We start from the raw sequence: 13,940 nt of genomic DNA, 5'->3' as shown, positions 1-13,940 counted from the left end.
TGATGGTATGTGATGCTATCTAGCTCGCTAACTCAATCTTCCTGAAGTCGAGTGTATTCTCTTTGGGCGAACCTTCAATGCCCATCACCTCAGCGCGACGTTTCGTGACAATGTACACGAAGCAGCCGAAGTACAGCGCAATCACCAGCGCGCCCACCCATTGAATGCGCAGGAAGTCGAGCTGGAACAGCAGCGTCAGACCACACATTGCAATCAGGTTGCCAAAATAATACTTCCACTGGCCCAGCCGGCTTGCGGTCAGGTTGAGATTGTCGGTGTAAAGCCGGATCAGCGAGTCCAGTGAGTTGATCACCATCAGGATACCCACCGTGATCATGGCGATGTTGATGTAGCTGGCAATGTTCAGGCCTTCAGCGTGGTAGTGGTAAAGCACCGAGAACCAGATACCAATGGCGATAGACGGAAACACCAGCATGGAAATCATCAACTGCCAGGTGCGCAGGCCACTGACAAAACGCGCCGTGAACTGGCCGATCATGATGCTCCAGGAGAACCACCAGAACAGGTAAAACTCGTGGTAGTCGTTCAACGGCAACATGAAGTGATGCAGGTTGGTGAAGTACTCACCAATCAGCCCAGCCGTGCCGAAGAAGTCTCCCACGCTGCCGTTGCCCGTCAGGAAAGCACGGCCCCACATCACCGCAATCAGCGCGATGAACAACCAGCTGGAACCCAGGCTGAGTATGCGCACGTATTTGATTTTACTACTGGAGTAAACCGCAGCGGCAATCGCCGCGAAGACGATCAGGTAGAACGTGGGCACGACGGTTTCGCCATCACCAATTTCCGGCAGATACCAGGGCAGGTTGACCAGCAACAGGAACGCGGTAAAGGCGCAGGTGCCAATGATGACGACGTTGTTGACCACCTTCACCAGCGGTATGTCGAAGAACTTCACCCGCGGCTCGATTACACAGAAGTAGAAGCAGGTTAGGAAGTAGAATCCCCAGATCAGGAAGGCCCAGAACCCGAACTCAATCGCCAGTGGGTTGGCAAAGCCATATTCGGGGCTTTCCGTCAGGTTGCCGTATCCGGCAAATTCCGTCAGCGGAAACATGATCAGGCCGACGTCCAGGCCCGAGGTAAACAGAATGGCGATAAACGTGAAAGTACGTACCGGCGTCACGCCGATGACTTTCAGGTCCCACCATTTGAACAGGATCAGCGCGATAGCCGCGAACGTGAAAATCAGGCCTGTGGATAACCAGAGTGTCATACACACCTCCAGTTTCTGGCGTTACTTATTATATGGGACAACATGGGTGTTCCTCCTCTACTTTGAAGCACGTGTTCATTCGAATCGGACACAAACCCCCGCGTTGACGGGTCAACACTTAACTATCGCGCGCTCACAACGGCACGGTTATCGCGCCGCAGCGACGATAGGTAAGTCCTGATGGTTTGCATAACTACCGGCGGCCATTGCGCCGCCGGGAACTGTATCAGGCGATCCCGCGCGCGGCCCTTCCGGGGCGCTGGCGATCACGCCATTGCTCGTCCATCGCCACAGGGGCGTCAGACGGATTCAGTGGCGCCAGGCCACGAATAAGGTCAGCGGCACGCTCCGCCACCATGATGGTGGGAGCATTGAGGTTGCCGTTGGGAATAGTGGGGAAGATGGACGAGTCCACCACACGCAGACCGGTGAGGCCATGAACCCGTGTATCGGGCCCTACCACCGCCTGATCATCCACACCCATCTTGCACGTGCAGGAAGGGTGATAGGCGCTTTCCACCGCCTGGCGAACAAAGGCGTCTATTTCCTCGTCGCTCTGCACATCAACGCCGGGCTGGATTTCGGAGCCTCGATAGGCGTCCATCGCCGGCTGGCTGACAATCTCACGGGTCAGGCGCACGCAATCACGGAAGCCTTCGCGGTCATCCTCGTGCTGCAGGTAGTTGAACTGGATGCGCGGCGGCTGGCGCGGGTCGTCCGACTGCACAGTCACTGAGCCACGGCTCTTGGGCTTGTTATGACCGACGTGCAACTGGAAGCCATCGCCGTTGAAGGCTTCTTTACCGTCATACCGCATGGCCGCTGGCAAAAAGTGATATTGCAGGTCCGGCCATTCGACGCCCGCCTTGGAGCGGATAAATCCGCAGGACTCGAAGTGGTTGGTGGCGCCCAGGCCGTCTTTCTTAAGCAACCAGCGAACACCAATCTTGAGCTTGTTCCACCAGTCGAGCTTGCCATTGAGAGAGACCGGCTGCTTGCAACGGAACTGGAAGTAGAACTCCAAATGATCCTGCAGGTTGCCGCCCACACCGGGCAGTTCGTGATTGACGGGGATTTCGGCCTGCTCCAGTACGTCGCGGTTGCCAATGCCGGAAAGCTGCAAAAGATGGGGTGAACCAATAGAGCCGGCCGACAGGATCACTTCCTCTGACGCCGTCACATCCATCTGTTTGCCGTCTTTCTCGTATCGAACGCCGGTGGCCCGTGTTCCATCCAGCAACACCTTGTGCACCAGCGCGTGGGTGACTACGGTCAGATTGTCCCGCGCCATGGCCGGCCGCAGATAGGCGTTGGCGGTGGACCAACGGCGGCCATTTTTGACGGTCATGTGCATGGCGCCGAAACCTTCCTGGCGCTCGCCGTTGTAGTCGTCGGTGGCGAAATAGCCGGCATCCACGCCTGCGTCCACAAAGGCCTTGTAGAGCGGGTTCTGCATGTTATTGCCGTTGTTCACGCCCAGCGGGCCCTGGTCACCACGATAGTCATCAGCGCCAAAGGCCCAGGTTTCCGCCTTCTTGAAATACGGCAGGCAGTGGCGATAGTCCCAGCCTTCGGCACCCTGCTCCTGCCATTCATCAAAGTCACGGGCATGACCACGTACGTATACCATGCCGTTGATGGAGGAAGAGCCGCCCAGCACCTTGCCCCGGGGGCAGTGCATGCGGCGGTTATCCAGGTAGGGTTCCGGCTCGGTCTCAAACTGCCAGGCGTATTTTTTGGTGTTCATGGGGATGGACAGCGCCGTGGGCATCTGGATAAAGATGCTCTTGTCGCTGCCGCCGGTTTCCAGCAGCAGCACCCGGTGGCGGCCATCCTCGGTAAGCCGGTTGGCCAGCACACAGCCTGCAGACCCCGCGCCGACAATGATGTAATCGTAGTTCACTTCTTTCATACGCAACTCCGAACAGACCGCTTAGAACGGACTGTCTATGTCCTCCATGCCCACGTACACCGCCTTCAGTTGGGTGTAGTGATCGAGTGTGACGCGGCCGTTCTCGCGGCCAACACCGGAGAGCTTGTAGCCACCCACCGGCATTTCCGCAGGCGATGCTCCATAGCTGTTGATCCAGCAGATACCAGCCTGGATGCGGTGAATCACCCGGTGGGCGCGACGGATATCGTTGGTGAACACCCCCGCTGCCAGACCCGTATCCGTGCTGTTCGCACGGCCGATCACTTCCTCCTCGTCGGAGAAGGTCAGTACCGACATCACTGGCCCGAAGATTTCCTCGCGGCAGATGGTCATGTCATCGGTACAGTCGGTGAAGATGGTGGGCTCCACGAAGTAACCGCCAGGCGCGGAGGCCGGCTTCGCGGCCTTACCGCCGTGACTGAGGGTGGCGCCCTCGGCAATGCCTTTCTCGATGTAATCCAGCACCAGTTGCTGGTGCTTCAGCGAGATCAGCGCGCCGAAGTTGGTGTCCGGGTCGGTGGGATCACCCATGCGAATATTGTTCAGAGTGCGCTCGAGCAACCGGTCCATAAATTCGGAATAGATGTCCTGGTGCACGAACACGCGGGTGCCGTTGGTGCAGATCTCGCCCTGGGTGTAGAAGTTACCCAGCATGGCGGCAGAGACGGCGTTATCAATATCCGCATCGTCGAAAACAATCAGCGGTGATTTACCGCCAAGCTCCATGGTGACGTCTTTCAGGGTGGAGGCAGCAGCGGTCATTACCTTCCGGCCAGTGCCGACTTCCCCGGTGAACGACACCTTGGCGATATCGGGGTTGTGGGTCAGCCAGGCACCAACATCACCCGCGCCCTGGACCACGTTGAACACACCCGCCGGTACACCGGCTTCGACAAAGATCTCAGCCAGCTTGAGGGCGCCCATCGGAGTTTCCTCCGAGGGCTTGAAAATCATGCTGTTACCCGTTGCCAGGGCCGGAGCGGACTTCCAGCAGGCAATCTGCAGCGGATAGTTCCACGCACCGATACCGGCACACACACCCAGCGGTTCACGACGGGTGTAATAGAAATCCCCGCCAAGGTCCTGCTGGCCACCCTCAACGGACGCGGCCAGGCCGGCAAAATACTCCAGGGTGTCCGCACCGGTCACCACGTCTACCACCTGTGCTTCCTGCCAGGGTTTGCCGGTGTCCTGAACTTCCAGCGCAGCCAGTTCGTCATTACGTTCCCGCAGCAACGCCACGGCACGCTGGAGGATACGGCCACGCTGGGCACCGGTCATGGCAGACCAGACCTTGAAGCCGGCCTGGGCGCTGTCGATCGCGGCCTTCTGGACAGCCTCATCGGCGATTTCCATTTCATAGATCACCTCGCCCGTGGCCGGATTCACAACCGGGAAAGTTTCACCGGAGGCATTGGCCATGGGCTGGCCGTTGATAAAGTTCTGATAACGGGGCAATTCAGTCATGGGGTTCAAACCTGATCGTGTGAATTCGGGGTTAATTAAGGGTGGATTCGAGTGCGTTCAATGCAAATCGTTTACACAGCGTTTCCGCCGCCGAAAAGCCTTCCTGGGGATCGGTGCTCAGGGCACTTCGCAGCCAGAAGCCGTCGATCATCGACGCCAGCTGGCGGGCAGCTTCGGTGGCGGCCTGTTTTGGCAAACGCTGGGCGAAGGAATAACGCAGATTGCTGTACAGCCTGGCGTTGTTGATCTGCTGCAGGCGCTGCAAACCCGGCTCGTGCATCGAACGGGCCCAAAAACTGAGCCAGGTCTTTGCCGCCAGGTCGGTACGCTGAAACTCGGAAAAGTTAGCTTCCACGATGCACTGAAGGCGTTGTTCCGGCGATCCATCGGTACGGGCCATCCGCTCCCGCAATTCCTTTCCCAACTGGTCCAGCAAATAACGCAGTGCGGCTTCGATCAGCCCCTGCTTACCACCGAAATAGTGGCTGATGATGCCGGACGACATACCGGCACGACGGCTGATGGAGATGATGGTGGTGTTCTGCAGCCCCAGTTCGGCAATGGATGCCATGGTGGCATCAATCAGTTGCTGTTTTCGGGTGTCTTTCACGCCAACAATCGGCATCGCATTTCCTGTCCGTTTTATTAATTGAACGTTCAATTAAAATAAAATGTACAGAAAGTAATCGACTTGTACAACCTAACCGACCCACTCCCAAGAGACGCCCATAAAAAAGCCCCGCTATCCGGAAACCGGACAGCAGGGCTGAAAAACACGAACTGGTTAGGGGTCAGCCGTGTGTGAACCTGTTTAGCGGAGGTTCAGGCCGCCGCTTCGTCGCTCTCGTTCTCATCAACGGAGTTTCGAATCAGGAAGTCGAACGCGCTCAGGGCGGCCTTGGAACCTTCACCCATGGAGATCACGATCTGCTTATACGGAACGGTTGTCGCGTCACCGGCCGCAAACACGCCCGGAATGGAGGTTTCACCGCGCTCGTCAACAATGATCTCGCCATGCTGGCTTAGCTCGATGTCGCCTTTCAGCCACTCGGTGTTTGGCACCAGGCCGATCTGGACGAATACGCCTTCCAGCGATATATGGTGGCTCTCTCCGGTTGTGCGGTCGGTATACTGAAGCCCATTCACCTTACCGCTCTCGCCCGTAATCTCTGTGGTCTGGCCCGAGGTGATGATTTCCACATTCTTCAGGCTGCGCAGTTTCTTCTGCAGCACATCGTCCGCTCGCATGGCCGCACCGAACTCGATCAGAGTCACATGGCCAACAATACCCGCCAGGTCGATGGCCGCTTCCACGCCGGAGTTACCGCCACCGATCACCGCCACACGCTTGCCCTTGAACAGCGGGCCGTCGCAGTGCGGGCAATAGGCCACACCTTTATTGCGGTATTCCTCTTCACCCGGAACGCCCATCTGACGCCAGCGAGCACCTGTGGACAGGACCAGCGTGCGGCTCTTCAAAGAGGCACCATTGGCCAGACGTACTTCGTGGTAGCCACCCTTGCGAGCCGCCGGTATCAGCTTCTCCGCGCGTTGCAGGTTCATGATATCCACGTCGTATTCCTTGACGTGCTGCTCCATGGCCGCCACCAGCTTGGGGCCTTCGGTGTAGGGCACGGAGATCAGGTTCTCGATGCCCATGGTGTCCGCCACCTGTCCGCCGAAACGTTCAGCGGCAATACCGGTAGAGATGCCCTTGCGTGCCGCGTAGATAGCGGCTGAAGAACCCGCCGGGCCACCTCCAATGACCAACACCTCGAACGGGTCTTTTTGCTTGAGCTTCTCAGCGTCACGAGCCTCGGCACCGGTGTCTACCTTTGCGATAATCTGCTCCAGAGTCATGCGACCCTGGCCAAACGGCTTGCCATTGAGATAAACGCTGGGCACTGCCATGACTTCACGCTGCTCCACTTCGTCTTGGAACAGGGCACCGTCGATCGCCGTATGCTTGATCCTTGGATTGAGGACGCTCATCAGGTTCAGCGCCTGGACCACGTCCGGGCAGTTCTGGCACGACAGTGAGAAGTAGGTTTCAAACTCAAAGTCACCATCCAGGTTTTTGACCTGTTCAATCACGTCTTCGCTGGCCTTCGGCGGATGACCACCTACCTGCAACAACGCCAGCACGAGGGAAGTAAACTCATGACCCATCGGGATGCCGGCAAATCGCACACCGATATCGCTGCCAACACGGTTGATGGCAAATGACGGGCGACGTACTTGATCTGACTCTTCCGTGCGCAGGCTGATCTTGTCAGACATGGGTTCGAGCTCGTCCAGCAACTGTTTGAGTTCCTGGGACTTATTACTGTCATCATAAGCCGCCACCAGCTCAATCGGCTGCTGCAGCTTGTCCATGTAGGCGTTCAACTGTTCCTTGATACTGGCATCCAACATGCTCTCTTTTCCCCTTTGGATAGCGTAAAACTGAATGTCCGAACTCGATTTGAGTCGTGAATCGAATATGGGAGAACGATACGGACTGACCTGTCACAGCTCAAATTAATTGATCCAAAGTATTTGATAGGCCTTTGCTATTCGACTCGATAAATCAATTGGATAGAAACGAAAAAGGCCCGCAGAGCGGGCCTTTTACAGGTTTCACTGTTACCAAAACCTTAGATTTTGCCAACCAGGTCCAGTGACGGAGTCAGAGTCGCTTCGCCTTCTTTCCACTTGGCCGGGCAAACTTCGCCGGGGTTGTTACGAACGTACTGAGCCGCTTTTACCTTGCGCAGCAGGTCATCAGCGTCACGGCCGATGCCTTCGGCAGTGATTTCCATGGCCTGGATAACGCCATCCGGGTCGATCAGGAAGGTAGCGCGGTCTGCCAGGCCTTGGCCTTCACGCATCACACCGAAGTTGTTGGTGATGGTGCCGGTCTGGTCGCCTACCATGAAGTAGTTGATCTTGCCGATGGTCTCGGAGCTGCTGTGCCACGCCTTGTGGGTGAAGTGGGTATCGGTGGATACGGAGAACACTTCCACACCCAGTTTCTGCAGCTCTTCGTACTTGTCGGCCACGTCGCCCAGCTCGGTCGGGCAAACGAAGGTGAAGTCGGCCGGGTAGAAGAAGAAGACAGACCACTTACCTTTTACATCGGCTTCGGAAATTTCAACAAACTCGCCGCCCTTAAAGGCGGTGGCGTTGAACGGTTTAATTTCGCTGTTAATCATACCCATAATAGATATCTCCCGTTGGTTGAGTTTAGGCATTGGCTAACTTGAGTTGGCTAAACTATTGATTTGATCAAAAACATTCAAATTGATTGTTTTTAGCCGTTCGATAGGAAACCGCTATTTCATTTCTGGGAAGGCTGCGGAGAAAGACTAATCCGTGTTATCGGGCTCGAAGGCGCCCTTGTGAAAGTCGATGGCAGCGTCCACTTCTTCCATACCGCAGACCCTTGGTTCCGCCAACGTGCCACCGGCCAGTGCCCGAAGCACTGCGTGCACGCCATGAGATAATGATTCGGTATTGTAACCGCCCTCCAGCACCATGGCCAGCCGGCCGTTACAGTGCTTGTCCGCAATCTCCTGCACAATGCCCGTCATGGCCGCAAAGCCTTCGTAGGACACATTGAGCGCCAGGTCATACCAATGGGCATCAAAGCCGGCGGAGACCAGTACCAGGTCCGGTTTGAAATAGTCTGCGGCAGGTACCAGTATCTCACGCAGCGCTTTCAGGTAAGCGACATCGCCCGCGCCACCGGGCATGGGAACGTTAATGGTGGTGCCCTCGCCCAGGCCGGCGCCAACATCGGTTAACGCGCCACTGCCTGGGTAAAATGGTGCGGCCCGGTGAATATCAAAAAACATGGTGTCCGGGTCAGCCCAGAAGATATCCTGGGTGCCATTGCCATGGTGGGCGTCCCAATCGACGATCAATACCCGTTCACAGCCCAACTCCGCCTGCGCGTGTGCGGCTGCAACGGCAACATTATTGAAAAGGCAGAACCCCCTTGCGCGCACTGGTTCGGCATGGTGGCCAGGCGGCCTGACCATCGCGAAGGCGCTGTTCGTGCGGCCCTCAACCACCGCTTCCACGGCTGCGATAGCGGTACCTGCAGCCACTTCGGCAGCTTCAACACTACCCGGTGAAACGGCGGTGGTATCCACATCCAGCCACGCACTTTCGTCCCGCAATGAGAATATGTCGTCCAGGAAGGAAGTCGTATGAACCCGCCTCAACTGATCCGGCGTTGCGGCCTTACCAGGCTCGATCCGGACACCGGGAATGGGCTCACGGGCGAGCAAGTCCATGATCGCGGTAATACGGCCCGGATGCTCCGGGTACTTCCACTGCACATTAAGCCCCGAAAGAATGGAACGTACCCGTTTGTCCAGGCGACCGGGCAGAAAATCCATGTTGGTATCCGGGTGATGGGCCAACACCCGTTCATCATAAAAGACGGTGACGTCCCGCTGTTGTGACAAGGCAATGCTCTCCTCTGCCGGACCTTAGCACAAGCATAGTCTTCTCAGGGCAAATCACAACGTTGCTCACAACCGCCAACGCGTCGGATGCGAGTGTTTGAGCATTTCAGAAGCAGCACTGGCAATGTATGGACAAAATATAATTCTGACGGAACAGATCCGCGCCAGTAGTTGGATATTATTCATCCGTTTTGGGAGGTGACCACAAGGGCACCTCCTCACGGCTGGGCGGTTCCCAGTCCTGCTGCATCACGTCACTCAGGGTATCCTCCAGCTTCATGAACAGCTCACCGTAACGTGGGCTGAAGCGGATACCCTCTTCGATTTCCTTCCAGGCGTCGAACAGTTCGTCCTCGTGGGACTTTTCATTGTTGATAAACGCCCAGGTCATCTGTCGCGACCGCAATGGGTGAACGCCGAATGCGGTCAGTGCATGGCCACCCAGCTCCACCGCAGAATGGTAGGTTTCGCTGACGACATCGTCGGCGCCGGCCTGGCGCAATTGATAGCCATGGCCCCGGTCGAACGCCCGTGCCAGAACCCAGACGCCGGGGTAGTGTTGCTTGACGTGGTGCACCAGGGCCACGGCTCTATCCCGGTCGTCAATCGCAACCACGAGCAAGCGCGCGTGGGCGATGCCCGCCGTTTCCAGTAACCCCGTATGGCTGGCATCACCGAAATAGCTCTTGATATTGATACGTCGCAGGTTTTCGATCTGATCCAGGGCCAGGTCCAGAGCGACAATGGGAATCTTGTTGGCGCGCAATAACCGGCACACAATCTGGCCAAATCGTCCAACCCCGGCCACGATCACTGGCGCCTGCTCCTCGATCACATCGGCTTCCCGCTGCTCATTGCGGGCTTCACGATACCGCGGCAGGATCAGCCGGTCATAGGCAATGAACAACAGCGGCGTCAGGAACATGGACAGCGCCACCACCAACCCCAGAAGCTGGGCGATGTCTGTGGGGATCACACTGTTCTGCATGCTGTAGGTCAGCAGCACGAAGCCGAATTCGCCGGCCTGGGCCAGCCCCAGGGTGAACAACCAGCCATCACGGCCCCGCAGCCCGAATAACAATGCAAGCAGCAACAGAATGGCTGCCTTGACCAGGATAACCGCCAGCGCCAATGTGATCACAGTGCCCCATTGCGCTGCCAGCATCTCAAAGTTGATACCGGCGCCCACTGTGATGAAAAACAACCCGAGCAGTAGCCCTTTAAAGGGTTCGATGTTGGCCACGAGTTCGTGACGGAACTCGCTGTTGGCCAGCACCACACCGGCGAGGAAAGCCCCAAGCGCCGGCGACAGATTGACGACACTCATCAGCGCGGCAATACCGATCACCAGCATTAACGCGGTGGCTGTAAACACCTCCCGCATACCGGACTGAACCACGTAACGAAACAGGGGCCGACTCAGGAAATGACCGCCGACGATCACCGTGGTCACAGAGCCGATCACCACCAGGGCGTGAGCCCAGCCCGGCAGATGCGCCACCAGGCTGAAACCGCCCTGGTGCCCCGGATCCGTCGCCCCAACGCCCGCCAGTTCGGATATCGCCAGCAGGGGAATCACCGCCAGCATCGGAATAACGGCAATGTCCTGGAACAACAGCACCGAGAAAGCACCCCGGCCACCCTCGGTTTTACTGAGCCCCTTCTCGTTAAGGGTCTGCAGAACAATGGCGGTGGAAGACAACGAGAAGATAAGGCCAACGGCGACGGTGGTCTGCCATTGCAGCCCCATCCACCAGGCAATCGCCATTCCGGCAGCGGAGGTGAGCACCACTTGCAGGCCACCCAGGCCCAGCAAGCGGATCCGCATGGCCCAGAGGGATTTCGGGTCCAGTTCCATGCCCACCAGAAACAGCATCATGACCACACCAAATTCGGCGAAATGCTGAATGGTTGCGGTTTCCTGGCCCACCAGCCCCGTCACCGGCCCGATAACGACACCGGCCACCAGATACCCCAATACCGAACCCAATCCCAGGCGCTTTGCCAATGGCACCGCGACAACAGCGGCGGTCAGATAAATAAACGCCTGGATAAAGTATTCGGTCATTACGGCCCCATCAGTTCAGCGAAGGATAAACACCTTGATACTAGCTGGATTCCCCCGTGTTGCCATCCACCGGAACCGCAAACCTCTGTGACGCAGGACTTTTAATTACGACTCCACTGCTGTTCAAGCAACGCACGCTCCTGGTCGGGCCCGATGGCGGGCTTGGCCATCATCCGGTCCAATTCCTCGTCAAGCACACTGCCACCGCTCGCCGTCCGGTATACATCAGGTGCCAGAGAGGGCTCCGCTTCGGCCGTAGCCACCTGCTCCCAGGAGCCCATGCCGGTGCGACAGGCAATTCGCTCCGACGCGGAGGTTTGTGTCTCCAGGCGAAACTGGCGGCACCATTGGCCTGCCTGGCTCTGGAACGTCAGTCTCGGCGTCATGCTCGCCTCGTCATTAACCTGGTAAACCTCGCCACTGGGCTGGCTATCCAGAACGTTCGCCACCGCGGGCGACATCGGATCGCCGTCCGTTGCCACCGTCAGCCATTGCGTCAGCGCCACCCCCGCGATGATAGCGGCGGCGATCGCTTTACCCGTGTGGCCGGGCAGCCTGCGCCACCACGGAAAGGTGACCACATTGTCCTGCGCGGGCGCAGCACTCCGGGAGGCCTTTTCCTCCAGCATTTGGGTAATCGAAGCCGGCATGGGACGGTCATCAATCGAGCCGTAATGGGCCTGCAGCTCGGCATCCACGGACGCCATCTCGGCCAGTCGATCGGCCAGCGTCGGGTCTTTCTCGAGCTGGTCTCGAACCGCTTCCATCTCCGCGTCGGTCAATTCGTTATCGAGGAAAGCCGACAGGGTTTCATCAGTCATCTTCACGAATCGGTCCTCATGGTTGCAGGCGTCAGGGCCTCACTCAATGCCGCCCTGGCTCGGGCCAGCCGGCTCATCACCGTACCCTTGGGCACCTCCAGGATTTCAGCCACGATTTTGTAGGGCATGCCCTGGATCGCCACCAGGGAGATGATCTGGCGCTGGTCCTGTGGCAGCTTTGCCATCGCAGCGTCCACCCGGTGCCACTCTATCTCTTTGGTGGTCTGGTGCTCGCCATTGATCACCTGGCCATCCGTCAGCTCCGGGTGTTCCGCTGCGTCCCGCCGAACCTTGCGCGCTCGGCACTCGTCTATCCAGACATTGCGGCAAACCCGGAACGCCCACTTGGTAAGGTCGGCGTCGTCCGGCATGTCCCTGGTCAGCAAGCGCTCCACCGTATTCTGCAGCAGGTCGTCGGCGTCTGACAGGGAGCCGGTCAACGAGTAAGCGAATCGTCGGAGCCTTGGTAATAGTTCGGTGATTTCCTCTTTCATAGCCTTCCATTTCCAAAGGAGTTATCGGTAAAACGGTCGTGAAACCGATTTATTCCATGAACGAAGGAATTTTTTTTCCGCCGGGCCGTTGTATCGTATGACACACATCTTTAATCGGACGGGCACGATGAAACCTTTTCTCTTGAGACACTTGTTCCCTGCAATCGCTCTTTGCACGCTTTCCGCACCGGCCTTGTCCATCGGTGTCGGTGACGTAACCAGCGGCCAGATAGACCCGATAACCCGCCAGGTTGAACAGAAGACACAGCGCATGGTGGAGCAGGCCATGGACCGTCGCCTTGAGAAGCAGATCAACACACAGGCCACAGAGCTCATGGAACCGCTCGAAGTGTTACCATCGGTCCTTTCCATTCTCACGCGTCAGGGACAAAAAGCGTTCAATGATATCCAACTGGACGACGGTTTCCGTGCCGTGGAAGGTCAGTGGCTGGTGACCGGTACCGGTGCGGAACTCGCCCGCCTTGACCAGCCGGGGATCACAGTTCTCGAACGCCGAGAGCTGACCGGCCTGGGAATGACCGTGGTGCGGTTCCGGGTCACTGCCGAGCTGGATTCCCATAATGCCCTACAGGACGCCCTACCAGAACTCGCGGATCGACTGGACCGCAACCATATCTATGCTCCGCAAATGGATGCGAAAGAGCCCCTGTCAGAGACCAATGTGCCACAGTGGCGTAGCCTCTGCACCGCCCCGGTTCGCGTTGGAATGGTGGATACGTCGATTGCCACAGACCATCGGGTATTTGAAAGTGCACAAGTTGTGCAGGAGCGTTTTCTGGCATTGGCGGAAGTGGACGGAACACTGACTGAGCCGGCAATTCATGGCACGGCCGTCGCCAGCCTGCTGGTGGGCAACCGGCCTGGGCAATGGCCTGCCCGGCTGCCGCAGGCTACGATCTTCAATGCCTCGGTGTTCTATGACCGGGATCGCACCCTCTCAGGCGCCACACTTGGCCATTTACTGGAGGGCCTGAACTGGCTGGCCGGTCAGGATTTGTCGGTTATCAACATCAGCCTGACCGGCCCGGACAACCAGCTTCTCGCTGCGGCGGTGAGCCGCCTCAGGGAGCGCGGCGTGCTGATGGTTGCGGCGGTCGGCAATCAAGGGCCCTCTGCCCCGCCATTATATCCGGCCGCCTACACGGAAGTGATCGGTGTGACGGCGGCGGACCGTTCCGGGAAGCTCTACCGCTGGGCCAATCGGGGTGAACAGGTGATGTTTGCCAGCAGCGGCGTCACCGTTCCGGTAGCACACCCAGATGCCGGCATGGTTGCAGACAGCGGCACCTCGCTGGCGTCGCCGGTGGTTGCCGCTGCACTGGCCTGCCAACGTAACGAACTTTCGGAAGACAAGGCCGTTGGTGCCCTGATCAATGCAGCGAAGGATCTTGGCCGTCCTGGCCGGGACACCGAATTCGGTCACGGCTTTCTGGATTTCTGACTGC

At 57.9% G+C, this 13,940-nt stretch carries 11 protein-coding genes; 1 reads left to right on the top strand and 10 read right to left on the bottom strand.

Annotation, left to right across the window (positions count from 1 at the left end; all coding sequences use genetic code 11):
- Nucleotides 1-19: 19 nt before the first annotated feature.
- The 10 genes from MDG893_RS06955 to MDG893_RS06910 form a co-directional block, all read right to left on the bottom strand.
- A complete protein-coding gene (locus MDG893_RS06955; protein ID WP_007153037.1) occupies nucleotides 20-1,237 on the bottom strand; it encodes a hypothetical protein in 1,218 nt (405 codons plus the stop codon).
- Between the two features lie 226 nt (nucleotides 1,238-1,463).
- On the bottom strand, nucleotides 1,464-3,149 hold the full coding sequence (gene betA / locus MDG893_RS06950; protein ID WP_007153036.1) for a choline dehydrogenase: 1,686 nt from the start codon (nucleotides 3,147-3,149) through the stop codon (nucleotides 1,464-1,466).
- 21 nt (nucleotides 3,150-3,170) lie between these two features.
- Nucleotides 3,171-4,637, bottom strand: coding sequence for a betaine-aldehyde dehydrogenase (betB, locus tag MDG893_RS06945; protein ID WP_007153035.1), 1,467 nt, complete (start codon nucleotides 4,635-4,637; stop codon nucleotides 3,171-3,173).
- A gap of 31 nt (nucleotides 4,638-4,668) precedes the next feature.
- Nucleotides 4,669-5,262 (bottom strand): transcriptional regulator BetI, encoded by a 594-nt coding sequence (betI, locus tag MDG893_RS06940; RefSeq protein ID WP_007153034.1) that lies wholly within the window; start codon nucleotides 5,260-5,262, stop codon nucleotides 4,669-4,671.
- A 197-nt stretch (nucleotides 5,263-5,459) separates the two neighbouring features.
- A complete protein-coding gene (gene ahpF, locus MDG893_RS06935; RefSeq protein WP_007153033.1) occupies nucleotides 5,460-7,052 on the bottom strand; it encodes an alkyl hydroperoxide reductase subunit F in 1,593 nt (530 codons plus the stop codon).
- Nucleotides 7,053-7,273: 221 nt separating this feature from the next.
- Nucleotides 7,274-7,837, bottom strand: coding sequence for an alkyl hydroperoxide reductase subunit C (gene ahpC, locus MDG893_RS06930; protein ID WP_007153032.1), 564 nt, complete (start codon nucleotides 7,835-7,837; stop codon nucleotides 7,274-7,276).
- 147 nt (nucleotides 7,838-7,984) lie between these two features.
- The gene (locus tag MDG893_RS06925) at nucleotides 7,985-9,091 is read right to left on the bottom strand and encodes a histone deacetylase family protein (RefSeq protein ID WP_007153031.1); all 1,107 of its coding nucleotides are present in this window, start codon (nucleotides 9,089-9,091) and stop codon (nucleotides 7,985-7,987) included.
- 178 nt (nucleotides 9,092-9,269) lie between these two features.
- Complete coding sequence (locus tag MDG893_RS06920; protein WP_007153030.1) at nucleotides 9,270-11,159, bottom strand: monovalent cation:proton antiporter-2 (CPA2) family protein; 1,890 nt, start codon at nucleotides 11,157-11,159, stop codon at nucleotides 9,270-9,272.
- Between the two features lie 101 nt (nucleotides 11,160-11,260).
- Nucleotides 11,261-11,986, bottom strand: a complete 726-nt coding sequence (locus tag MDG893_RS06915; protein WP_007153029.1) for an anti-sigma factor family protein — start codon at nucleotides 11,984-11,986, stop codon at nucleotides 11,261-11,263.
- Entirely contained in the window at nucleotides 11,983-12,474 is a 492-nt protein-coding gene (locus MDG893_RS06910) for an RNA polymerase sigma factor (RefSeq protein WP_007153028.1), read from the bottom strand. The genes MDG893_RS06915 and MDG893_RS06910 overlap by 4 nt, the downstream gene beginning before the upstream one ends.
- Nucleotides 12,475-12,601: 127 nt before the next feature.
- Between MDG893_RS06910 and MDG893_RS06905 the strand changes: the two genes are divergently transcribed.
- Entirely contained in the window at nucleotides 12,602-13,936 is a 1,335-nt protein-coding gene (locus MDG893_RS06905; RefSeq protein ID WP_157132788.1) for a S8 family serine peptidase, read from the top strand.
- Nucleotides 13,937-13,940 lie beyond the last annotated feature (4 nt).

The organism is Marinobacter algicola DG893 (genome assembly GCF_000170835.1).
Lineage (GTDB): Bacteria > Pseudomonadota > Gammaproteobacteria > Pseudomonadales > Oleiphilaceae > Marinobacter > Marinobacter algicola.
Note: the sequence above shows the minus strand (reverse complement) of the source record. Positions and strands in the feature narration are given on the sequence as shown.